Annotated in this window: 20 protein-coding genes; 6 read left to right on the top strand and 14 right to left on the bottom strand. The window is 70.5% G+C overall.

Annotated features, from left to right (window positions below; all coding sequences use genetic code 11):
- Positions 1–69: 69 nt before the first annotated feature.
- Entirely contained in the window at positions 70–480 is a 411-nt protein-coding gene (locus NYF13_RS34400; RefSeq protein ID WP_315662208.1) for an SgcJ/EcaC family oxidoreductase, read from the bottom strand.
- 130 nt (positions 481–610) lie between these two features.
- Between NYF13_RS34400 and NYF13_RS34405 the strand changes: the two genes are divergently transcribed.
- Entirely contained in the window at positions 611–1,090 is a 480-nt protein-coding gene (locus NYF13_RS34405; protein ID WP_315662209.1) for a MarR family transcriptional regulator, read from the top strand.
- A 37-nt stretch (positions 1,091–1,127) separates the two neighbouring features.
- On the opposite strand, the gene NYF13_RS34410 is transcribed toward NYF13_RS34405, so the two are convergent.
- On the bottom strand, positions 1,128–2,048 hold the full coding sequence (locus NYF13_RS34410) for an SDR family oxidoreductase (protein ID WP_315662210.1): 921 nt from the start codon (positions 2,046–2,048) through the stop codon (positions 1,128–1,130).
- Between the two features lie 128 nt (positions 2,049–2,176).
- On the opposite strand from NYF13_RS34410, the gene NYF13_RS34415 reads away from it, so the two are divergent.
- Positions 2,177–2,632 (top strand): MarR family transcriptional regulator, encoded by a 456-nt coding sequence (locus NYF13_RS34415; protein ID WP_315662211.1) that lies wholly within the window; start codon positions 2,177–2,179, stop codon positions 2,630–2,632.
- Positions 2,633–2,729: 97 nt separating this feature from the next.
- Here the strand turns inward: NYF13_RS34415 and NYF13_RS34420 are convergent, their stop codons facing one another.
- Complete coding sequence (locus NYF13_RS34420) at positions 2,730–4,145, bottom strand: M1 family metallopeptidase (protein ID WP_315662212.1); 1,416 nt, start codon at positions 4,143–4,145, stop codon at positions 2,730–2,732.
- Positions 4,146–4,251: 106 nt separating this feature from the next.
- Here NYF13_RS34420 and NYF13_RS34425 point away from each other — a divergent pair, with 106 nt between their 5' ends.
- Complete coding sequence (locus NYF13_RS34425; protein WP_315662213.1) at positions 4,252–6,024, top strand: dihydroxy-acid dehydratase; 1,773 nt, start codon at positions 4,252–4,254, stop codon at positions 6,022–6,024.
- Between the two features lie 89 nt (positions 6,025–6,113).
- Here the strand turns inward: NYF13_RS34425 and NYF13_RS34430 are convergent, their stop codons facing one another.
- Genes NYF13_RS34430 through NYF13_RS34445 form a run of 4 tightly spaced genes read right to left on the bottom strand, consistent with a single transcriptional unit; the run spans position 6,114 to position 10,959 of the window.
- Entirely contained in the window at positions 6,114–7,118 is a 1,005-nt protein-coding gene (locus NYF13_RS34430) for an aldo/keto reductase (protein ID WP_315662214.1), read from the bottom strand.
- Between the two features lie 42 nt (positions 7,119–7,160).
- Complete coding sequence (cmdF, locus tag NYF13_RS34435; RefSeq protein ID WP_315662215.1) at positions 7,161–8,750, bottom strand: tyrosine 2,3-aminomutase; 1,590 nt, start codon at positions 8,748–8,750, stop codon at positions 7,161–7,163.
- Positions 8,747–10,228: an MFS transporter gene (locus tag NYF13_RS34440; protein WP_315662216.1), complete on the bottom strand. Its 1,482-nt coding sequence runs from the start codon at positions 10,226–10,228 to the stop codon at positions 8,747–8,749. Before NYF13_RS34440 ends, cmdF begins: the two co-directional genes overlap by 4 nt.
- A 5-nt stretch (positions 10,229–10,233) precedes the next feature.
- The gene (locus NYF13_RS34445) at positions 10,234–10,959 is read right to left on the bottom strand and encodes an SDR family oxidoreductase (protein WP_315662218.1); all 726 of its coding nucleotides are present in this window, start codon (positions 10,957–10,959) and stop codon (positions 10,234–10,236) included.
- A 96-nt stretch (positions 10,960–11,055) separates the two neighbouring features.
- Between NYF13_RS34445 and NYF13_RS34450 the strand changes: the two genes are divergently transcribed.
- Positions 11,056–11,619 (top strand): MarR family transcriptional regulator, encoded by a 564-nt coding sequence (locus tag NYF13_RS34450; protein ID WP_315662219.1) that lies wholly within the window; start codon positions 11,056–11,058, stop codon positions 11,617–11,619.
- 18 nt (positions 11,620–11,637) lie between these two features.
- Here NYF13_RS34450 and NYF13_RS34455 read toward each other — a convergent pair whose 3' ends face one another.
- The 7 genes from NYF13_RS34455 to NYF13_RS34485 are packed head-to-tail and all read right to left on the bottom strand — an operon-like array spanning position 11,638 to position 19,062.
- Positions 11,638–12,837, bottom strand: coding sequence for a 3-deoxy-7-phosphoheptulonate synthase (locus tag NYF13_RS34455; RefSeq protein WP_315662221.1), 1,200 nt, complete (start codon positions 12,835–12,837; stop codon positions 11,638–11,640).
- A 24-nt stretch (positions 12,838–12,861) separates the two neighbouring features.
- Complete coding sequence (locus tag NYF13_RS34460) at positions 12,862–14,265, bottom strand: amidase (protein WP_315662222.1); 1,404 nt, start codon at positions 14,263–14,265, stop codon at positions 12,862–12,864.
- On the bottom strand, positions 14,265–15,278 hold the full coding sequence (locus tag NYF13_RS34465) for a hypothetical protein (protein ID WP_315662224.1): 1,014 nt from the start codon (positions 15,276–15,278) through the stop codon (positions 14,265–14,267). The genes NYF13_RS34460 and NYF13_RS34465 overlap by 1 nt, the downstream gene beginning before the upstream one ends.
- Positions 15,275–15,577: an acyl carrier protein gene (locus tag NYF13_RS34470; protein ID WP_315662226.1), complete on the bottom strand. Its 303-nt coding sequence runs from the start codon at positions 15,575–15,577 to the stop codon at positions 15,275–15,277. The genes NYF13_RS34465 and NYF13_RS34470 overlap by 4 nt, the downstream gene beginning before the upstream one ends.
- On the bottom strand, positions 15,577–15,981 hold the full coding sequence (locus NYF13_RS34475; protein ID WP_315662227.1) for a hypothetical protein: 405 nt from the start codon (positions 15,979–15,981) through the stop codon (positions 15,577–15,579). Before NYF13_RS34475 ends, NYF13_RS34470 begins: the two co-directional genes overlap by 1 nt.
- Positions 15,982–16,009: 28 nt before the next feature.
- Complete coding sequence (locus tag NYF13_RS34480; protein ID WP_315662229.1) at positions 16,010–17,749, bottom strand: prenyltransferase/squalene oxidase repeat-containing protein; 1,740 nt, start codon at positions 17,747–17,749, stop codon at positions 16,010–16,012.
- A complete protein-coding gene (locus NYF13_RS34485) occupies positions 17,746–19,062 on the bottom strand; it encodes a phenylacetate--CoA ligase family protein (protein WP_315662231.1) in 1,317 nt (438 codons plus the stop codon). Before NYF13_RS34485 ends, NYF13_RS34480 begins: the two co-directional genes overlap by 4 nt.
- Positions 19,063–19,416: 354 nt before the next feature.
- On the opposite strand from NYF13_RS34485, the gene asnB reads away from it, so the two are divergent.
- On the top strand, positions 19,417–21,246 hold the full coding sequence (gene asnB, locus NYF13_RS34490) for an asparagine synthase (glutamine-hydrolyzing) (RefSeq protein WP_315662232.1): 1,830 nt from the start codon (positions 19,417–19,419) through the stop codon (positions 21,244–21,246).
- On the top strand, positions 21,243–22,331 hold the full coding sequence (locus tag NYF13_RS34495; RefSeq protein WP_315662233.1) for an ornithine cyclodeaminase: 1,089 nt from the start codon (positions 21,243–21,245) through the stop codon (positions 22,329–22,331). The genes asnB and NYF13_RS34495 overlap by 4 nt, the downstream gene beginning before the upstream one ends.
- The last annotated feature ends 49 nt before the right edge of the window (positions 22,332–22,380 follow it).

The following is a 22,380-nucleotide window of genomic DNA, read 5'->3' on the forward strand; positions in this document are numbered from 1 at the left end:
GCGCGGGGTGACCCAGACGGTAAAACCGCCGGCGGCCCGGAACCGCCGTCCGGCCGGCTCCGGCCGAGGTCACGCGTTGGCGGTCTTCTGGGCGCGCTCGCTCATCTCGGTGTTCTGGAACGCGGCGCACTGCCAGCGCCCTGCCTCCCCGGCGCGCAGGACGAAGGTCTGGAACTTGTCGTAGTCGATGGTGGGGCCCGTGCCGATGCCGCCGACGGTGAGCACCACGACCGCGTCCGCGCCCACTGGGGTCACGCGGACCGGCTCGACCACCATGCGCGTGCCGCGCTGCCACCGGGTGAAGACCTCGTGGTGGGTGCCGATGATCTCGGTGCGGCCGGACAGGGCGTCGCCGAGGAAGATCACGTAGGAGGCGTCCTCGGTGAACTCCTCGCCGTAGGCCACCGCGTCGCCGGCGTCCCAGGCCCGGCGGATGCGGTCGAGGAAGGCTTCGACGGTGTCGGGCGTGGTCGTCGTCATGGTGGTTTCCCTCTCGGGTGGGCTGCGAAATTCGTTACAACTGAAACTACTTCAATGAGAACGATCAGGCAAGGTCCGGGCGGGAAATAGTTCTGCCTGAAATCGTTCTCCTTCCTGGTACCTTCGGCAGATGCGCAAGTCGCCCGCCACCAAGGGAAACCGGCCGGACGAGCCGCTGGGCTTCGTCATCGCGTCCGTGGGGCACGCCGCCGCCCAGGCGTTCGAGGCCGCGCTGTCGGAGGCCGGACTGCACCCGCGGCACTTCGCCGTGCTGCGCGGGTTGAAGGGGCGGGAAGCGCAGTCGCAGCAGCAGCTGGCCGAATCGCTGGGCATCCCGGCCAGCCGCATCGTGGGCCTGCTCGACGAACTGGTGAAGCGCGGCTTCGTCGCCCGCCGCGAGTCCGAAGCCGACCGGCGGGTCAAGCTGGTCACCCTGCTGGAGGCCGGCAGGACCGAGCTCGGCCGCCTGGTCGTGCTCGCCGGACGCTCGGAGAAACAGGTCACGGCCGGTCTCACCGAGGCCGACCAGACCGAGCTGCGCCGCCTGCTCGGCATCGTCTACGACAACGTGGCCGTCGAAGTGAAGCAGACCCGCGCCCGCGTGTGGTGACCCTGGCCCGAACTGACCCTGGCCCGAACTGACCCGGTCAGCCGCGCTCGGGGCCGACCGCTCGAACCACGTCGTAGTCCGCCTCGCGCAGGTCGGCCAGGAGACCCGGGCCGGTCGGGGTCCAGCCCAGCTCCCGCCGGGTCTGCGCGCCCGAGGCCGGCAGGTCGAGCGCGGCGAGCTGCGCCAGCCGGCCGAAGTAGCCCGGCGCCTCCTCCGGGGTGATCGACTCGACCGGCAGCCGCAACCCCGCGCCGATGGTTTCGGCGATTTCCCGCAACGGCACGCCCTCCTCGGCCACGGCGTGGTAGCGGGCACCGGCCCGGCCTCGTTCCAGCGCCAGCCGGAAGAGCCGGACCGCGTCGGAAACGTGGACGGCCGGCACCCGGTTCCGGCCCTCGCCGACGTAGGCGACCCGGCCCTGCTCCCGCGCGATCTGGATGTGCCACCGCAGACGGCCGGCCCGGCGCGGGTCGTGCACCTGCGGCAGCCGCACGACCACGACGTTCGCGCCTCGCTCGATCAGCGCTTCGGCCGCCTCCTCGGACGCGGCCCGGGCGAACACGGCCGAGGTGGCGTGGCCGTCGGTTTCGCGCACCGGCTCACCGGTCGCGGACCGGACCAGCCCGGTCCCGGAGGTGATGACGAGTGGCCGCCCCGTACCGGTCAGCGCCTCGCCGAGCGTGGTGATGACCTTTCGGTCGTTCTCGCTGTGCCGCTTCTGCTCGGCGAGGTCGTGGTCGAAGGCCGTGTGGATGACGCCGTCGGCGGATGCGACGGCGGCGCGCAGCTTCTCCAGGTCGTTCACATCGCCACGGCAGACCTTCGCTCCGGCGCGGGCCAATGCTTCGGCGCCCGCGTCCGACCGGCTGAGCCCGGCCACTTCATGACCGGCGTCGAGCAGCTCTGCCACGACCGACGAGCCGACGAACCCGGTGGCACCGGTCAAGAACACCTGCACGACGCGACCTCTTCCCACCGTTGGCCCCCGACCGCCCGAAGCTATCACAGCACCCAGTGAACACAAGGCATTGTGATTACCTTGAGTTGTGTGCACCTCCGAAGGGGGCCAGGGGTACCGTGCGGGGAGTGGACGCGACAACCGGGGCAGCGGCAGCCTCGCTCACGGGGCTGCTCCGAGGCCGTCTTCGCGAAGTCAGCGCGCTGATCGAGCAGCGAGGAGAGGCCGCCCTGCACGGCACCGCGCTGTCGCTGCCGCTCAATCACCTGCTCGACGCGGTGGTGGCCGAGCCCGGCGTGACCGTCACCGAGATCGCCCGCCGGGTGGGCAAGAGCCAGCAGGCGATGAGCCAGGCCGCGGAACGCTTGGTACGCCTGGGTTTCCTCGAACGCCGGGTCGGCGCGGGCCGCACCGTCGGCCTTCACGCCACCGACACCGGCCGAACCGCTTCGGCCGAGGGAGTGCGCCGCGAGCTCGCCGCCGAGGCCCGGACCCGGAAAGCCCTGGGCCCCGACCGGTTCGACCGGCTCGTCGCCCTCCTGGAGGACACCCGGGACGCACTGGCCGAGGACGCCTCTCGGTGAGAGCCGGCCCGGAGCCGCAACGCGTCCACGATCCTGGCACCGGTCCTTCGCGTCGCGGTCGAGCCCGCCGGTCGTGGAGGCTTCGGCCCCGGTCCGGTCAGAGGGCCGGCTGACCCGGCTGGTAGAGCCAGGTGCGGAAGAACGAGTCGAGGTCGCGGCCGGTCAGCCGCTCGACGAACCGGATGAACTGCCGGGTCGAGACGGTGCCGTACCGATGGGCGGCCGGCCACTGCTCGAGCAACGCGAAGAAGGCGCGGTCGCCGATCTTCACGCGCAGCGCCTGCAGGGCCATCGCACCGCGGTTGTAGACCAGGTCGTCGAAGATGTGGTCACGCCCGGGGTCGGCGACCTCGCCGCTCCAGTCCTTCTCGTCGGCGTAGGCCTTCGCGAAGCTCTGCTGGACCGGAATGTGGTGGAACTTCTCCTGGTAGAGCCACTCCGAGTAGGTGGCGAAGCCCTCGTTGAGCCAGATGTCCGACCAGCGCTCCGGGGTGAGGCTGTCGCCGAACCACTGGTGGCCGAGCTCGTGCGCGAGCAGCTCGCCGTCGACCTCGCTGGTGCTCTGGTCGTAGACCGGCCGGCCCTGGGTCTCGAGGGCGTAGCCCACGCCGAGGTCGGCGAGGATGCCGCCGGTCGAATCGAACGGGTACGGCCCGTACATCGAGGATTCCCACTGCACGACCTGCGCGGTGGTCTGGTTGAACACCTGGCCCTGGCCCGGATCGGTGTCGATCGCCCGGCCGATCGCGGAGATGTCCGCCAGCCCGCCGGGCGTCACGCTGCGGGTGAGGTCGTAGTGGCCGATCGCGAGCAGGCTCAGCTCACTGGCCATCGGCCGGTTCTCCGACCAGCGGAAGGTGCTCTGGTGATCGCGGGTGGTGGTGGGCCCGGGTTCGCCGTTGGCCAGCACGGTCAGCCCGGCCGGCACGGTGACGGTCTGCGAGTAGGTCGCCTTGTCGTCGGGGGTGTCGTTCACCGGGTAGTAGGTGGCCGCGCCGATCGGCTGGTTGAGCGCGACCGCGCCGTCCTGCGTGGCGACCCAGCCGGAGCGGCCCAGCGCGGGGTCGTCGATCTCCTGCGGAACCCCGGCGTAGGTCACCGAGACGACGAACGCGCCGCCCTCGCGCAGACCGTGCGGCGGGGTGATCACCAGCTCCTGGGCCCCGCTGCGGGTGAAGGCGGCGTCCCGGCCGTTCACCGAAAGCCGGCTGATGGTCAGGGGTCCCTGGAAATCGAGGTCGAAGCGGGTGAGATCCTGGGTGGCCGTGGCGAAGATCGTCGTGGTGGCGGCGATCGCCTTGGTCTCGGGGCTGAACGTGAGCCGGATGTCGTAGTGGCCGACGTCGTAGCCGCCGTTGCCCATCTCGGGGAAGTACGGATCCCCGGCGCCCGGGGCACCGGGGCAGTAGCGCGGCGCCGCCTCCGCGGCCGGCCCCGTCTCGGCCAGCAGACCGGCCGAGAGCGCGCAGGCGACGAACAGCAGGTGGCCACGCCCGCGGTGGGTGCCTCGCATGGGTCCTCCTAGGCAGTCATCGAGGCCGAAGGGTAGTTCGTCCGGTGCCGCCGGCCGGACCTGGGTATGTTCGCGGGCAACTACGTGGAACGAGGAGATCGGGCGGATGGGCGAATCGAGTGGTCGAGACCTCTGGCGGCCCGGGCAGGACTGTCAGGCCGTGGCCACGGCCCTGGCGCTGGGCCAGGACGTGGACCGGATCCACGGCGCCCCCTGGGGCGTCGTCGGGACCCTGGGCGACAGCATCTGCTACGTCGGGGTGAACGACAAGGTCGACGCCATCCACGCCGCCCTGGGGCGCCGGATCGCGGAGCGGGACCTGCCGGTCCGGTTGCTGGCGCCGAACTACTCGGGCGGGATCTCGGACGGGCAGCGCAACGGCACCCCGCAGATGCGTTACTCCCTGATCGGCCGGGAGACGACCAACGACGGGCTGTCCCTGCACTTCGAGGGCAGCGACATCCGCGGCGTGGTCGCCGTCGTCGCCTGTGACAAGCCGCCGGTCGGGACCACCGCGGCGATCATGGAGCGCAACGTTCCCGCGGTGGTGCTCTCGGACGGCTCCATCCGCCCGGGCACGGACCCGCTGACCGGCGAGACGATCGACCTGGTCAGCTGCTTCCAGGTCGCGGGGGACCCGGACGCGGCCAAGCGCGAACGCTGGGCCCGCAACGCCTGCCCCGGGCACGGCAGCTGCGGCGGGATGTTCACCTACAACACCATGCAGACCTTCATCGCGCTGCTGGGGCTCGAACCGCTGCACATGGTGTCGCCCGCGTCCGAGGACCCGCGCCGGACCGAGGTGTTCCCCGAGCAGCTCGTGGACTGCCTGGAGATCATGACCCAGCGGTCCATCACCCCCCGCGACCTGGCCACGCCCGCCGCGTTCCGCAACGCCACGGTCGTGGCCATCGCGATGGGCGGATCGACGAACGTGCTGCTGCACGCCCCCGAGATCGCCCGGGCCACCGGGATCGACTTCTGGGCCGAGGTCATGTCCCAGCAGGAGTTCAACCGGCTCTCCCGGACCGTGCCGGTGCTGATCAACGCCCGGCCGTTCGGGAAGTACAGCATGGTGGACATCGACGCGGTCGGCGGTCTGCCGGTGATCGTCAAGGAGCTCCTCGACCACGGCGTCCTCGACGGCTCGACCCTGACGTGCACCGGCGAAACCCTGGCCGAGCAGATCGCCCGCCTCGACCCGCCGGCCCCGGACGGCGAGGTCGTGCTCAGCGTGGCCGCGCCGTTCAAGCCGACCGGCGGGCTCCGCCTGCTGTCGGGCAACCTCGCCCCGAACGGCGGCGCGGTGATCAAGCTGGCCGGGGTCGAGTCGGGCATCGTGGACAACCGGTTCGTGGGGCGGGCCCGGGTGTTCGACAGCGAGCACGACCTGCTGGCGGCCCTGGTCGACACGCCGGACGTGTTCGCGGACCAGGACATGGTCGTGATCCGCTACGAGGGCCCGCGCGGCGCGCCCGGAATGCCGGAGATGCTGGATCCGACCTCGCGCATCACCGCCCTGTGCCGGCAGAAGGGGATCTCGATCGCGCTGATGACCGACGCGCGCTTCTCCGGCGGATCGGTCGGCCTGGTCATCGGGCACGTCGGCCCCGAGGCCGCGCTCGGCGGCCCGATCGCGCTGATCGAGGACGGGGACACGATCACCGTCGACCTCGACCACGACACCCTCGACTGCACCGAACTGGTCGACCCGGCCACCTTCGAGGCGAGGCTGCGCCACTGGCAGTCCGAAGCCACCTCCCACGGCGGCGAGCACCCCCTCGTCCGCCCGGTCACGACCCGGCTGCTGCGCCGCATGCGCGCCGCCGCCACCACCGCTCTGGAGGGCGCCGGAATGGCCACACCCTCCACTCCTTAGCCCCCGGACCGAGCCACTCCTTCCGCCGCGCCCACGGTGGTTCCGCCACCCGAGCCGGAGTTCGCTGCCCCGGCGGGGAAGGCGCAGTATCAGCGGCCGTTGAGGTCCATGGCGTCTTCCGGATACCGCTGGCCCTTCGTGGTGCCCGCCGGTACTGCTTCGTCGAGCCGGGCCAGATCCTCGGGGCTGAGCCTCAGAAAGGCCGCCCGGAGGTTCTCCTCGAGGGTGTGCCGATGTTTGGTACCCGGGATCGGCACGATGTGCTCGCCCTTGGCCAGCAACCAGGCCAGGCACACCTGCGCGGGAGTCGCGCCGGCGTGGTCGGCGACCACGCCGACCACGCCGATCGCGGTGGAGTTCGCGTGGAAGTTTTCACCCTGGAACCGAGGGTCCTTCCGGCGGTAGTCGCCCTCGGCGTACTCCTCGGCCGGTTTGGCGGTCCCGGTGAGGAAGCCGCGGCCCAGCGGGGAGTAGGCGACGAGTCCGATGCCCAGCTCACGCAGGACGGGCTGGATTTCGGCTTCGACGTGCCGCTCCCACAAGGCGTACTCGGTCTGCAACGCGGTCACGGGGGTGACCGCGTGCGCGCGGCGGATCGTGGCCGTCGCGGCCTCGGAGAGACCGAAGTACCGGACCTTCCCCGCGGTGATCAGCTCGCCCACCGCGCCGGCCACGTCCTCGATCGGGACCTGGGAATCGACCCGGTGCTGCGACAGCAGATCGATGTGCTCGGTCCCCAGCCGCAGGAGCATCGCGTCGACGGTCCGGCGGATGTGGCCGGGGCTGCTGTTCAGCGCCCCGCGGGTGCCGTCCGGAGCGTATTCCCAGCCCAGCTTCGTGGAGATGAACGCGTCGTCGCGACGGCCGCGCAACGCCGAGCCGAGCAGCGCTTCGTTGTGGAACGGGCCGTAGACCTCGGCGGTGTCGAGGAACGTGCAGCCGAGGTCGAGGGCCCGGCGGACGGTGGCGATCGACTCGGCGTCGTCCGCGGCGCCGTAGCTCCGGCTCATCCCGAAGCACCCGAGCCCGAGCGCGGAGACCACGGGACCGGCCGCCCCCAGCGCACGAGTGGGCAGGATTTCGTCGTGCGGCATCGGGACCCCTTCCGGGTTGGGGTGGGCGGCGACAGCCGGCTGTCACCTCAATACGACTCCTCGGCGGACGAGCGCGTCGAGGAATTCACCACGGGAGAGCGCGGCAGCCAGTACCCCGATCTCCTCGCTCAGGCAGCGGTCCCTCTCCAGTACCGGGACCATCGTCCGGACCTGGTCGTGAGTGACCCGCCCGGCCGGCCCGAGGCGCGCGTACCGGCCCGCCACGTCGACGGCCTGGGCCGCGGCGAGCAGTTCCACCGCCAGGATCCAGTCGTTGTTGGCCAGGACCCGGCGGGCGTTCCGCGCGCTGATCAGGCCCATGCTGACCACGTCTTGGTTGTCGGCGTTGGCCGGCACGCTCTGGGTGCTCGCGGGACCGATCGTGCGGTTTTCCGCGACCAGCGCGCTGGCCGGGTACTGCGCCCCGGCCAGCCCGCTGTTGAGACCTGGCTCGCCGGCGATGAGGAATTCCGGCAGCCCGTCGTTGAGGTGCCGGTTCAGCAGCCGATGCGTTCGGCGCTCGGAGAACACCCCGAGCTGGGTGAGCGCGATGGTGCAGAAGTCCATCGCGAACGCGATCGGCTGACCGTGGAAGTTCGCCCCGTGGAAGATCTCTTCTTCGCCGGATCCGCCGAAGAAGAGGGGATTGTCGTTGGCGGAGTTGAGTTCGGTCTCCAGGGTGGCCCCGGCCTGGCGGAGCGTGTCGCGGACGGCACCGAGTACCTGGGGCACCGCGCGCAGGGTGTAGGCCTTCTGGAGGTACACCTCGCCTTCGCCGCGGCGGACCTGCTCGGAGAGCTCGGCGTGGCCGACGGCGAGCCCGCTGCCGCTCAGCAGCAGGCGCAGGTTCGCCGCCGAGTCGACCTGGCCGGGGTGGGGCCGGGCCCGGTCGTGCCCTTCGGCGGCGAAAGGGCCGGTCGAGGCCCGCAGCACCTCTATGACCAGGGCGGAGACGATCTCGGCCTGCCGCACCTGATCCAGCGCGCGGGCGACCACCAGCGCGCCCAGCCCGGTCATCGCCGAAGTGCCGTTGATCAGCGCCAGCCCTTCTTTGGCTCGCAGTTCCAGAGGCGTGATCCCGTGCCGCCGGAGCACCGGGCCGGTCGCGGTGCGCGCACCGCCGGCGAGCACGCAGCCCTCGCCGATCAGAGTGGCGGCGACGTGCGAGAGGGGTGCGAGATCCCCGCTGGCGCCCAGTGATCCGATCTCCGGCACGGCCGGGACGATGGCTAGGTTGAGGTAGGCCGCCAGCCGTTCGAGCACGACCGGGCGCACGGCTGAACAGCCTTTGGCGAGCGCGTTGAGCCGCGCCGTGATCATCGCCCGGACCTCGTCCTCGGCGAACAGCGGGCCCACGCCCGTGCTGTGGCTGCGGACGAGATTCGTCTGCAGGGCCACCTCGTCTCCCACCCCGACCGGATGATGCACCAGCTCGCCGTAGCCGGTGGTGACGCCGTAGACCGGCGTGCCCCGGCGCACCAGGTCCTCGAACGACTTCCGGTTCGCCGCCACGGCGGCCAGCGCGGCCGGTGCCACCGCGCACAGTGCCCTGTCCTCGGCGATCCGGCGGACGCCGGCGAGGTTCAGCTTTTCACCGTCGAGCTCGACCGGCCGTGCCTCCCGGGCCGTCACCGCCCGACCGCCGCTGCGGCAGGAGTGCCCGACCGGCCGAGCACCCAGCTCAGCACCGCCGTTGCGAGGGCGAGCCCGGCGAGCACCACGCAGGTGATGACGAACGCCGTGCCGAAGCTTTCCGCGGTGACCGCCGCCGTGTCCTGCGGATTGTGGCCCAGCACGGCCCGGTAGACCGTGCCGACCCCCGCGATCCCGACGGCCATGGCGGCCTGGGTGACGGTGTTGAGCACTCCGGAACCGGCCCCGGTCAGCTCGGCGGGCACCTGGGCCATGGCGATGCCGACAAGCGGGGAAACCACCAGGCCCTGGCCGATGCCGGACAGCCCGATGGTGACCGCGAGCGCGACTGCCTGGGTACCCGGGGCCGCCTGCACGAGGAAGGGCATCGGCAGGAAGCTCGCAGTCATCAGCAGCGCGCCGGTGATCAGCACCCGGGTACCGCCACGCTCGGCCAGCCGTCGTCCGGCCACCGACGCCACCGCGAACCCGACGCCGAGGGGCACGAACACCACACCGGTGGCCAGTGGGTCCAGGTGCAGTGCGGACTGCAGGTAGTAGGTCAGCACCAGGAAATAACCCGCGTTGCCGGCGAAGAACACCGTCACCGTCCCCATGCTGGCCGGGAACCCGCGCCCGCGCAGGACTCGGGCCGGCAGCAGCGGATCCCCGCCTCGGGCCGCCAGCCGGTTCTCGTAGCGGAACAGGACGGCCGTCAACACCGCCGCGGCGGCGAAGCAGGGCCAGATCCACGGCGGCCAGCCGTGCTCGGGGCCGAGGGACAGCGGGATGAGCAGGATGGGCAGCACGGACGCGGTGAGCACGGTGCCCACCAGGTCCAGGGGCGCGGTCACCTCGCTCCGGCTCTCCCGGACCGTGGCCGGCGCGGCCAGCAGGATGAAGAGCCCGATCGGCACGTTGATCAGGAAGATCGTGCGCCACTGCAGCCCGGCGATGTCCACGTTCAGCAACAGCCCGCCGCCGATCAGCCCGGCCACCACCCCGAGCCCGATCACCGATCCGTAGGCGCCGATCGCGCGCTGCCGATCCCGGTGGCGGGCGAACGTGCCCTGGATGATCGAGAGCACCTGCGGCATGAGGAGTGCCGCCGCGGCGCCCTGCACCACCCGCGCCACGATCAGCAGGGTTGCCGTGGGGCACAGTGCGCACAGCAGTGAGGCCACGGTGAAGGCCGCGACCCCGTACTGGAACATCTTCTTGCGGCCGAAGCGGTCACCGAGCTTGCCGCCGGTCACCATGCCGGCGGCGTAGGCGATCACGTAGCCGTCGATGACGAACTGGATCTGGCCGAAACTGGCACCCAGATCCGCCTGGATCGGCGGGCTGGCCACGTTCACGATGAACATGTCGATCTGGCCCATGAACGTGGCCAGCAGGACCACCCCGATCCCGGCCCAGTCCCGGCGGCCGGGCCCGGCCGGGGAAGAAGCGCCCGCGACGGTGGTCATGGTGGTCATTCCCTTCACCTGGTCGGGTGCGCGCCGCCGTTGACCCCGAGGGTCTGCCCGGTGATGTGCCGGGCCTCGGCGGAAGCGAGGAAGTACACCGTTTCGGCGATGTCGCCGGGCAGCCCGGCCCGGCCGGTGCTGGTCGCGCCGATCAGCTTTTCGGCCCGGTCGGCGGGCAGTTTGTCCCGGAAGAACTCGGTCTCCCGGATGTAGCCCGGCGCGACCACGTTCGTGGTGATCCCGCGAGCGCCGAGTTGCCGGGCCAGGTCCACGTTCCACGAGGCCAGCCCGGCCTTCGCCGCGCCGTAGGAGCCGGCCCCCTCGTCGGCTGCGATGGACCCGATGTGGATCACCGAGCCGCCGTCGGCCAGTTTGTCCCCGGCCGCGGTCGTGGTCAGGACCGCGCTGATCAGGTTGGCGTCCAGATTGGCCCGCCAGTGCTCGAGGACCCCGGCGAGCCCGTCCGGCTCGCTGAGGTCGAAGTCGGTGTTGCCGCCGGCGTTGTTGACCAGCACGTCGATCGGACCGGCCAGGCCGGCCAGCGCCGCGCTCACCTGCCCGGGATCGGTGGCATCGCAGACCAGCGGCCGGACCGATGGGCCCAGCTCGTCCGCGGCCGAGGCCAGTGCCTCCGCGCGCCGTCCGGTGATGTGCACGACCGCGCCCGACGCGGCGAACCGCGCTGCCACGGCTCTGCCGATACCGGTGCCCCCGCCGGTGACCAGGACTGTCCGGGTCATTTAGCCTCCTTCATGGTTGGCCTGTTCCGAGCTGACGTTTAGACCTAAATGATAAACTGCGCACCGCGCAGCCCACAACTGAGGTGGAGGTCTGGGATGAGCACAGCGTCCGACCAGGACCCCATGCCGGACGCCGCGGACGAGATCGAGGCGGCGTGGCAGCGTGAACGGCCGGGTACCTCGACCGAGTCCATCGGAATCGTGACCCGGGTGTGGCAGTTGGCCAAGTTGTTCGGGGAGGACCGCCGCCGGGTGCTGCTGGACTCCGACGTGGATTCGGCCACTCTGGACCTGCTCAGCGTGCTCCGGCGCAGTTCCCCGCCGTACTCGCTGACCACCAGGGAACTGGCGCGGCTGACCCTGGTCACGGCGGGAGCGATTTCGCAGCGGGTGGCTCGTGCCGAGCGTGAGGGCCTGGTCGATCGGCACACCGAGACCCGCGGCCGCCGGGTGTACGTGACGCTGACCCCGGCCGGTCATGCGCTGGTGGAGCGCACCGTTGATCGAGTGCTGGAGCGGGAACGGGAACTGGTGTCCGGGCTGGACGACGAGCAGCGCGCCCAGCTCGCCGGGATGCTGCGGGTGCTGCTCGGCGAAGTCCAGAGCCGCTGCGACGATCACGGCATCTCGCACGTCGGCGATCTCGGCATGGCTCTGTGAACCCCGGCACGGGCGGGTTCACAGCAGCCGGGTGAAGTGCCGGACGACCTGTTCGGCTTGCACCGGGTTCAGCCGCGGGTCGCAGGCCGACTCGTACCGGTCCGGCTCGCGGCTGCCGGTCAGCCCGGCCATCGTGTCCAGGCATTCGGTCACCGGATCCGGGCTTGTCTCGAGGTGGAGCCCGCCCGGGTGCAACCGCCGCTCCCGCAGGATCCGGCAGAACTGCTCGATCTCGGCCTGGATTTCGGTCACGACCCGGGTTTTCCGCCCGGTCGAGGTCTTCCTGGTGTTGCCGTGCATGGGATCGCAGAGCCAGCTCACCTGCCCGGCCCGCGAGCCGAGCGCGGCCACGAGCGTGGGGAGCCGATCCGCGATCTTCTGCGCCCCCATGCGGATGATGAGGATCAGCCCGCCCCGGCCGCGTCCGGCTGCGAGCCGGTCGACGATGGCGATCAGTTCTTCGGGGGTCGCGCCCGGTCCGATCTTCACCCCGACGGGGTTGGTGATCCGTTCGGCGAACGCGAGGTGAGCGTGATCGAGCTGGCGGGTGCGCTCGCCGATCCACACCAGGTGGGCCGAGGAGGCGTAAGCGCCGCCGCGGGCGGGGTCCGGGCGGAGCAGGCCGTGCTCGAAGTCCAGGAGCAGGGCTTCGTGGCTGATGTAGGTCGGTGCCAGCATCGAACCGATCCCGCTGCTGCCTTCCGACAGCAGCAACTGCCGCATGAACAGCGCGTCCAGGCCGCGCGCGGTGAAGTCGTAGGCGGTCAGCAGGCGCGCCGGATCGGGCCGCCGGGCCGCGGCGGTGGGGGCCAGGCCGTTCACCGCGTCCCCGCGGTAGACCGGGATCTCGGAGCCGTCGGCGAGGATTTCCGTCGCGCAGGAGCGGGGTTTGGCGAACTGCCCGGCGAACCGGCCGATCCGCACCGCCGGAATCCCGGCGGATTCCACGATTTCGCAGAGCTGGTGCACCTGCGAGGCCTTGGCCTGGACCCGGTGCCGGGCCGAGTCGGCGAACAGTTCGGCGCAGTCGCCCGCCTGGATCACGACAGCCTCACCACGGGCGACGAATTCGAGTTCACCGGCCAGCGCGTGGCAGGAATGCGCGTCGACCAGCGGTGGCCTCGCGCGCAGTTCCCGCCGCACGGCGGCCAGTTCCGCGGGCACCGGCCAGTCGGGCTGGTGGGCGGCGGTGATTTCCAGCACTGCCTGGGGGATCATCACGGTCTCCTGAGGTGGTGGTGATCACGCGGGGTGCAGTTCCGGCAGGCGCAGCCGCAGCTGCACCCGGCGGGCGAGGTCGATCAGCCGTTCCTCGCTGCCGGGCGGCCCGACGAACTGCACGCCCAGCGGTGCCCGGTTCACCCGGCTGAGCCGGGCGGGCACGGCGATGGCCGGCAGCCCGGCGAAACTGGCGATCGGGGTGTAGCCGATCCGCCGGTCGTAACCGGCCTCGCCGGGCACGGGAATGGTGGTGGCGACCGGCGGGCAGGTCCGCAGATCGGGCGGGGGCGCGGGATCCAGCGGCAGCAACCAGGCGTGGGCTTTGCCGCCGAAGCGGTCGGAGTTCTCCTGACGGCAGGCGGACATCGCGGCGAGGATTTCCGCGTACCGGTCGTCGCTCACCCGGGCCCCGACTTCCAGCGCCTGCTCGGTGCTTTCGTGCAACGGCACGGTGATCCAGTCCCGCCACGACTGGTAGCCGTCCCACGCCTGGCGGGCGCACAACTGCCAGGCATCGCCCCGGTGCCCCCAGAGGCGTTCTCCCACCTCGAGGTCGGTCGTCTCGTGGCCATCCTCGGCCAGCGCGGCGCAGACCAGGTCCAGGGTCTCCAGCATCTCGGGGTGGCACGAGCCGTCCCGGACCTCGATCGGCACGCCGATGCGGTAGCGGACGGGCAACAGCTCATCGCCGCCGGTCAGGGCGGACAAACCCAGCCGCCGCCACAGCAACGCCAGATCCCCGGCCGTACGCGCGACCCAGCCGACCGCGTCCATCGGGGGGGACAGCGGGAAGATGCCGGGCAGCAGGCCGGGATCGTGCGTCATCCGCAGCCCGACGGTGCCGCAGTGCCCGGCGGGCCACCGCACCGAGCCGAGGACGTCCGTGCCGATCGCGAGGTCGCACAGCCCGGCCGCGACCGCGACGCCGGCCCCGGTGCTCGAACCCGCGGGATCGATGTGCGGGAACCAGGGGTTCCGGCAGCCGGAGCCGACCCCGATGTTCAGTTCGGTACTCACGACCTTGCCGACCACCTGGCTCTCGACGCCCTCAACCCGGGCGAGCACCCTCGCCGAGGTCGCCGGGTGGTGCCGGTAATGGCGCAGACCCAGCGAAGTGGGCAGGCCCGCGACGTCGATGGTGTCCTTGACCCCGACGCGGATCAACGGCGTGCCCGCCGCCGGGGTTCGCCGCGTGGTGAACGCCCGGTACCGGGAATCGGCCACGGCATACCAGGTTTCGTTCTGCTCCGCCCAGGTTCGATCGTCCCACTCGTCGCGATCGTGGTGGTCGCACCTTTCGGCGAGCGAGAGTTCCAGCAGTTCGGGCAGCCGCGGGTGATCGTCCGGATAGCCGATTCCGGCCCCTTCGGCGTAGTTCGCCAGCGCGGTGGCCGGCTCGGACGCTCGCGGACGGTACGGCGTCATCAGCTCGCTCCTTCCAGTGCCGCTCGGGATTCGGGCTGGGTGAGCGCATACAGCGCGGTGACCGCGATCTTCCCGGTCGCGGTCCGGGGAATGCGCCGCACCTGGTGCACCGCGCGTGGTGGGGTGAAATCGGGCATGACCTCCCTCAGCCGGGCGAAGATCTGATGGCGGGAGAGGTCCCGGTCGAGGCTGTAGAACAGTTCGTAGTGCTCGGCGCGGACGGGATCGTGCACGGGCAGGCAGGCGACGTCCAGGCCGTCGACCGAGCTCCGCAGCGCGGTCGCGAGTTCCTCCAGGTTCACCCGCTTCCCGTTCACCTTGATCAGCGTGGAGGCCCGCCCGTGGAACTCGAACGAACGCTCGTCGCGCCGGATCACGTCAGGCAGCTTCCAGCTCTCCGGCCGGGACGCCATGTCGCTGCGGCGGCCCAGTCGCGGGCTGCGGACGTGCAGCCACTGTCCCTGGGCGTGGCGCGGGTCGGCGAACTCGACATCGGGCAGGAGCTGCCAGCGCTGCGCCTCGGTGTCCGACGGCAAGATCTCCCGCTGGGCGATCCCGCCGGTTTCGGTGGACCCGAACAGTTCGAAGGCGCGAAAACCGGTGCCGGACAACGCGGACAGCACTTCACCGGTGGCGTGCACCGTCGGCCCGGTTCCGTGCAGGGCGACCGCGGTGGGCAGCGCCCTGAGCTGCCCGAGCAGATGACGCAGCACCAGCCAGCTCGAAGGCAGGCAGACGAACAGCGTGGGCCTGGCCGGCACCTCCGGCGGCAATCCGGTGGGCGCGTGGGTGAGATGGTGCACGGGCAGGCCACGGCACTCCGGCAGGACCTGCGCGAACAACCTGCCGAACAGGTGCTCCACCGGCGCGAAGCTGACGATCTGCTCGACCTCGCCGACCAGTTCGTTCGCGATCAGCTCGGCCTCGGCCCGGAGCTGTTCGCGGGTGCGCAGCCACACCGCGGGCGAGCCGGTGTGACCGGAGGTGCGGAACCCGATCTCCGGCGAGGTCATCGGGACCCGCCGAACACGGCCTGGTCCTCCAGCCGGGAGTGGACGAACTCGGCGATCCGGTCCAGCTGGGCGAAGTTGTAGCGGACATCGTGCTCGACGAAGTCGACCTCGATGCCGAACTCTTTTTCGATTGCGGTGACGCATTCCATCGCGCCGAGGCTGTCGTAGCGGTCGCCGAGCGTTTCCGGCAGCGGTGTGTCGGCGGGCAGGTCGTCTATCTCCGGGCCGAACAGTCGGGCCAGCACGGCCCTGGTCCGGATCCGGAGGGATTCCAGGCTGGGCACGGCGGATGAAGTCATCATTTTCCCCTCAGCGTGGCGTCGGCACGACGGAGTCGCCCCCCGGTGCCGAAATACACGGATTCCTTCGGTGTCGGCCGGAACTCCAGGTAGAGAAAAGGAGTTCCGGTGGTCATGCCGAGTGCGTCGGCGAGCACGCAGGCCAGTTCTTCGTAGTAGGTGTCGTCCCGTCCGACCGAAACACAGCAGACGACGCTCGCGTGGTGCAGACCTTCTTCTTCGTGCGGGAGGGCTTCGACCGGCATGCCACCGACGAACACCGTGCCCTCCTCGGTCGGCTCGAACCGCACGACCACGTGCCTGCGGTCGCTGTCGTGCTCGGCGAACCAGCGGGTCAGCCGGACGGCGATGGACCGGCGTTCGACGGCGCGCAGCGCCGTTGTGCGAATGGTGATGGTGGGCATGGTTTTCCCCAGGATGAAAGGTTCGCCCTCAGGACAGGGTGAGCGCGGGCAGGTCCGTCCGGTCCCCGGCGCAGCGTTCGCGCAGCAGCGTGCCGAGACAATCGGCCAGCACTCCGCCGCCGCCGGGCGCGAGTGGTGACCACCCGGTGCCCGTGGGCCGGGCGAGCCGGTCGAGGAACACGGTCAGCCGGGCGGAGTCCACCGGGATTCGTTGCCGATCCGCGGTCACCACGGCTTCGTAGGTGCTCAGCAGGTCCGGCATTCGCGAACCCTCGTTGGCGAATCCGCCCCCGGGCACCCGGTGGTGCTCGAGCAGGCCGGCCAGCTCACCGGGGGTGCCCCGGTCCAGCCGGTCCAGGATCCGCAGGGCCTGGAGCCCGGCACGGAGGGTGGGCGGGGCGCCGGGCACGTGCCGGTAGCCGTGGTCGGCGCGGCATCCCTGGACGAACCCGGCCAGCCGCGCGGTGTCCAGCACCTCGTGAGCGGCGATTCCCAGCAGCCGCAGGGTTTCCACCGCCGCGGCGGTGGAGACCAGATCCGACCCCCGGCCTTCCCAGTAACCGAAACCACCGTCGGGGTTCTGCAGGTCCGCGAGCCAGTCCGCGACCTCGAGCGGCGCGGCGGGATCGACGGTGCCCGCCCCCGCCGCGATCGCCCACAGGGTGCACCGCACCTCGCTGCCCCGGGCGGGCATGTACATGACCCCGCCCTCGTTCGGCAACCGGCACCCGGCCAGCCAGGTGCGCCACCGCTTCTGCCGCGGGTCGTCGGCCGCCGACATCAGCGCGGTCGCCGCGGTGCTCAGTGCGTCTCCGGCCCGATCGGGTTCACGATAGGTGAATCCACCGTCGGGGCAGGACAGCGCGCGCAGCCTGCGCAGCACCGGTCCGGCGTGCGGTCCGGTGTCCGCGCCCAGCGCCCGCAGCGAGCCCACCGCGCAGAACGAGGCCCAGACATCGGCCACCTCGTAACCGGACCACCGGACGAAGGAACCGTCGGAATTCCGGCGGGCGAGAATCCAGTCGAGGCAGCGTTGCCGATCGTCCGGGGCCGCGTCCAGCTCATGGAGCGTGGCTGTCGCCCGATAGGTGGCCCACATGCACGGCGTGCTCGCCGACGGGCCGAATCGGAAACCACCTTCGGCGTGCTGCTGCTCCCGCAGCCAGCGCGTCAAGGCGGGGCCGTCCCAGGGGAAGGGCGAATCCGGTGCCACGGTCCGCAGTGCCCGCCAAGCCATCACGCCGTAGAAGCAGGCCCGTACGTCAGAGTCCGCGCAGGCCCCGGCGTGGTCCGGTGACCAGCCGAGACCGCCGTCCGGCGCTTGCAACGCGCGCAGCCAGTCCACCAGCCGGTCGCGGTCCGGCGGGGCTTCCCGGTACAGAGCGGCCACCGTGCGCACCGAGAAGTGAGTGGCCCACACGTCGGGGGTCTGGCCCGGCAGCATCGCATACGCGTCACCGGACCAGGTCCGGCGCAGCCACTCCCGGGTCGGGCCGGGCCGGGGGACCTCGGCACCGAGCTCGGTCATCGCTTGAGTGCAGTAGAACGTCGCCCACGCGTCCGAGGCCATGCCCTTGCTCCAGGCGTAACCGCCATCGGTGTTGCGACGGCTGCCCAGGTAGCCGATCGTGGCCCCGCGGCCAGGCAGTTCACCGGTCCGGTCCAGCCAAGCGGCCGTGCGGATCGCGGCGTAGGTGCACCACAGATCCGCCTCACCGGTGCCGACCGCGGTCCCGGCCGGCGTGCGGGCGGCGGGGTGCGCGCTCATCCGTCCGCTCCGACGAGCCGGAAGTTGGAGCGTTTCCAGCTCTTCTGCGACGCCCCGCTCTTGGTGCTCGCGGGGAGCTGGTTGACGAACAGCACCTCGTCCCATTCCAGACCGAGCACTTCCCGGGAGGAGTGCTGGAGCCGGTCGGCCATCAGAGCCTCGCCCGCGCGATCCCAGCAGACGTCCCGTTCCAGGATCAGCCGGGCGAACGTGCCCGGCGCGTCGGTCTCCAGCAGGTAGCCGGTCGCCTCGGTTTCGCCGAAAACCACTTCTTCGACCGCCCGCACGGTGAGTTTCGCGCCGCGCACGGCGACTGCGTCGGAACCGCGCCCGGAAACCTCGATCACCGGGGCACCGTCACCGCAGTCGCACCGGGTACCCAGACGTACGTCGTCCCCGGTGTCGAGCCGCAGCACGCACCGGGCGTGCAGGTTGAGCGGGGTCACCACAAGCCGTCCGCTGCCGGATTCCGGCAGCGGGCGAATCGTTCCGTCCTCGCCGGCGAGTTCGAAGTAGTTGGTGGCAGTCAGCAGGTGCAGACGGTCTCGGGCGCAGGCGGCGGCCAGCGTGCCGGTTTCCGTGCTGCCGTAACTCGCGTCCAGCACGGAGGCGTCCCACCACCGGCCCAGGCGAGCCCGGAACGGCGCGGTGCTGACCTCACCCAGCAGCATCATCCGCTGTACGCCCGCGCTTAGTTCCGGCGCCAGGCCGCGCTGCCGGATCAGCCGGCTGAACTGCAGGGCCACCCCAGGCGCGATGAACACGGTGTTCGGCCGGAAGGACCGGCAGAGCTCGATCAGCCGATCCCAGTCGGAGATGCCGGTGGCGAACGGGTAGGCCCGGGCGTGGGGCCGTCCGAGGTACTCGCAGACACCGACGACGAGGTCTGCCACCGGCACGATGTCCGAGGGTAACATGATCAGCACTCGTTCTTTTTCCGGCAGAAGATCACGCCAGGCCTCGGCCACCGAAACGGTGTTCCAGATTACGTCCTCCGCCAGCCGGGGCGTCGGTGTCGGCAGCCCGGTGGTCCCGGTTGTCTCATAATATTTGGCCGCGTCCTCCATCGGCGCTGTCAGGAAGCTGAAAGGTGCTTTTTTGAGTTGATTTTTGCTGGTAACGTCGAGTTTTTCGAACGTTTCGAAGGAGTACTCCGGAAGTTCGGAGTACGCTTCGGTTCCCTCGGCTCGGCGCCAGGTATCGGTGATTTTCCGCAGGTAGAACTCTCGCTCGGGTACGCTTCGCTGATGCTCGCGGATCTCGGTGCCCGCCCGTTCCACCAGGCGCAACCGATCGCCACTGTTGATGATCAAAGACAGTTCCTCCCCAGTGAAAAGTCTATCCGATGATGTTGGCGTGCATGCACAGGATTCGACTTACCGGCGAAGTTTAGCACTAAACGTCGAGTTTTAGCAAGGTTGGGTCACCGAAGGAACTTAGTCGCCCGGACCACCTCGCGGGCCACTCTTGTGGCGGTACGGGCCCTGTTGTCCCCCGGGTACTCTCCACGCCATACCAATCACCGGAAGTTGCTGGCGCGCGTACGCCTGCACTGTATCGCCGACCTGGCCGGTGAAGCATCCTGATTTCGCAGCCCGTTCTTTCGCTGGACCGGCGCGCGAAACGAATCGAGCGGCCACGGGATGCCGCGGAGCCGAGGGAGCGTCATGTGCGGAATTGCCGGCTGGATCGAGCTCAGCCGTTCTGCCGCAGGTAAGGAAACGGATCTCGAACGCATGACCCGCACGCTCGTCCGTCGCGGACCGGACGGCGGGGGATTGTGGACCGACCGGCACGTGGGGCTCGGGCACCGCAGGCTTGCCGTGCTCGACGTGCACCGGGGCGCGCAGCCGATGGTCGCGGGTCCGTCCGGGCAACCGCACGCCGTGCTCTGCTACAGCGGTGAGGTGTACAACTTCCGCGAGCTGAGGACGGAGCTGACCGCGCGCGGGCACCGATTCCGCACCCACTGCGACACCGAAGTGGTGCTCAACGCCTACCTGGAGTGGGGTGTGGGCTTCGTCGAGCGGCTCCGTGGGATGTTCGCCTTCGCACTGTGGGATCCGCGTGTCCGGCGGCTGCTGCTGGTCCGCGACCGGCTGGGTGTCAAGCCTCTTTACTACGCGTGTTCCGGCGAAGCGGTGCTGTTCGCCTCCGAGCCGAAGGCGGTGCTGGCCCACCCGGGGTTCACCGCCCGGCTCGACCACCAGGGGCTCGCCGACCTGCTCGGACTGGTCAAGACCCCTGGTGTGACCCCGTTCCGCGACCTGTACGAGGTGCCGCCGGGGCACATGCTCACCGTTGATGACCGCGGCAGCCGCCTGTCCCGCTACTGGCACTTGCCCACCGTTTCGCACGAGGACGACATCGCGGACACCACCACCCACGTCCGGGAGTTGCTCTTCGACATCGTTCGGGAGCAGCTGGTCACGGATGTACCGCTGTGCAGCCTGCTTTCGGGCGGCCTGGACTCGAGCGCGCTGACCGCCATCGCCACGGACGTCCTCGATCGCGCGGGCAAACGGCCGATCCGTTCGTTCTCCGTCGATTTCGTCGGCAGCGCCGACGATTTCCGGACCAGTGAGTTCCGGCCCGAACGGGACAACCCCTACGCCCTGCAGGTCGCCGAGCACCTCGGTACCGCGCACCAGACCATCACACTGCCCGCCGAGGCCCTCACGGAGCACGGGAACCGGAATGCTGTCCTCGGCGCGCACGATCTCCCGCTCACCTTCGGCGACGTCGACACTTCCCTGTACCTGCTGTTCTCGGCCATCCGCGAGCGGTCCACCGTCGCGCTCTCCGGCGAGTCCGCGGACGAGGTGTTCGGCGGCTACCACTGGTTCCACGATCCGGGGATCGTCGGTACGGCGGACTTCCCCTGGCTCAGCACCATGCAGTTCGTCCCCGAGCGGATGCTGACCGCCGAATTCCGCGAGCACACGCGGTTCGGGGAGTACCGGGCCGACTGCTACCGGCAGGCGATCGGCGAGGTCGAGTACCTGCCGGGGGAGGACGCGCAGGACCGCCGGATGCGTGAGTTCGGCCATCTGCACCTGACGCGCTGGCTGCCGGTTCTGCTGGATCGGAAGGATCGGCTCAGCATGGCCGCCGGCCTCGAAGTGCGGGTGCCGTTCTGCGATCACCGACTGGTCGAGTACGTGCACAACATCCCGTGGAAGATCAAGACCCATGACGGCCGGGAGAAGAGTGTGCTGCGTGGCGCGGCGGCGGGCCTGCTGCCGAAGCCGGTGCTGAATCGACGGAAGAGCCCCTATCCCACCACCGCCGACACCCGCTACGAGCGGGACCTGCGCCAGCGGGCCGGCGCCCTCCTCGCGGAAAACCGGTCGGCTGCTCTGGAGGTCATCGACGCCGGAGCCCTGCGCGAACTGCTGGATCGGCCGGAGGGCTACTTCGACACCCAGCTCCGGCGCAACCCGTTGGAAACCGCCGTGAGCCTCGGCCAGTGGTACCAGGAGCAGTGGAACTCGTGACCAGGAAGACCGGAGAGACGGTGGAGAACCCGTGGCTCGCCGAGGCACTCACCAGGCCGCTGCCGGAGTCGGTGCGGTTCCTCGGCCGGGCCGACGTGATGGCCTGCTTGGCTCGGATCGATGTGGTGGCCGTGGTCGGGGACGCGCTGGCGAACCACCACCTCGGCCGCACGATACTGCCGGGTGAAGCTTACCTGTCCTGGACCAACGAGGTCGGCGCCTACAGCCGCTCGATCGGGATGCCGGGCGCGGTGCTCGCCGAGGGTACCGAGGGCGTGTACGGCATGAAGGTCATCAATGCCAGCGTGTCGAATCCGGAGTTCGGCCTGGAACGGGCCGGGGGCCTCGGTCTCTGCTTCGACGCGCGGACCGCGCGGGTGACCGCGGTGATGGAGGCCGGCGTGCTCAGCGCCGTTCGGACGGCCGCGGTGACCGCGATTGCGGTCGAGGCCACCGGCTACCGGGGGGTTCACTCCCTGACCGTCGTCGGATGCGGTACCCAGGCGCGGGTGCATCTCGCCCTGCTGCTCGCGCGGTGCCCGGGCCTGAACCGGATCACGCTGTGCGACGTGCGCCGGCCGGTCGCCGCCCGGCTCGCCGGTGAACTCGCCCAGCGGCACCCGGAAGTCTCGTTCTCCGTCGTGGACACCCCGGAGGAAGCGATGGCGGACGCGGAGGTGGCGCTGTTCCTGACCACCGTCGCCCAGGGGTACGTCCGGCCGGAATGGGTACGGCCCGGAGCGCTGCTGGTCAACGTCTCGCTCGGTGATCTGACCGACGAAGCTCTGCTCGATGCCCGCGCCCTCGTCGTCGACGACATCGAAATGATCATCGAGAACCCCCGGCGGCCCTTGGGCCGTCTGGTCGGCGAGGGACGCATCGCCGCGCAGGCCCAGGAGAACCAGCCGTCGATCACCGCGACGATCGGCGGGCTGCTCGTCGGCGACGCGAGCGCGCCGCAACCGGGCGCGGGGTACGTGGTGGTGAACCCCTTCGGACTCGGCATCCTCGACGTCGCGCTGTTCGGTGCGGTCCTGCGTCAGGCGGCCGATACGGCGGCCGGTCAAATTCTCGAACTCGTCTGAAAGCAGGCCGGCGGTGCCCGGCGTCCACCAGTCTCGTCATCGATCCAGG

The sequence above is a fragment of the Amycolatopsis sp. PS_44_ISF1 genome, from assembly GCF_032335455.1.
Lineage (GTDB): Bacteria > Actinomycetota > Actinomycetes > Mycobacteriales > Pseudonocardiaceae > Amycolatopsis.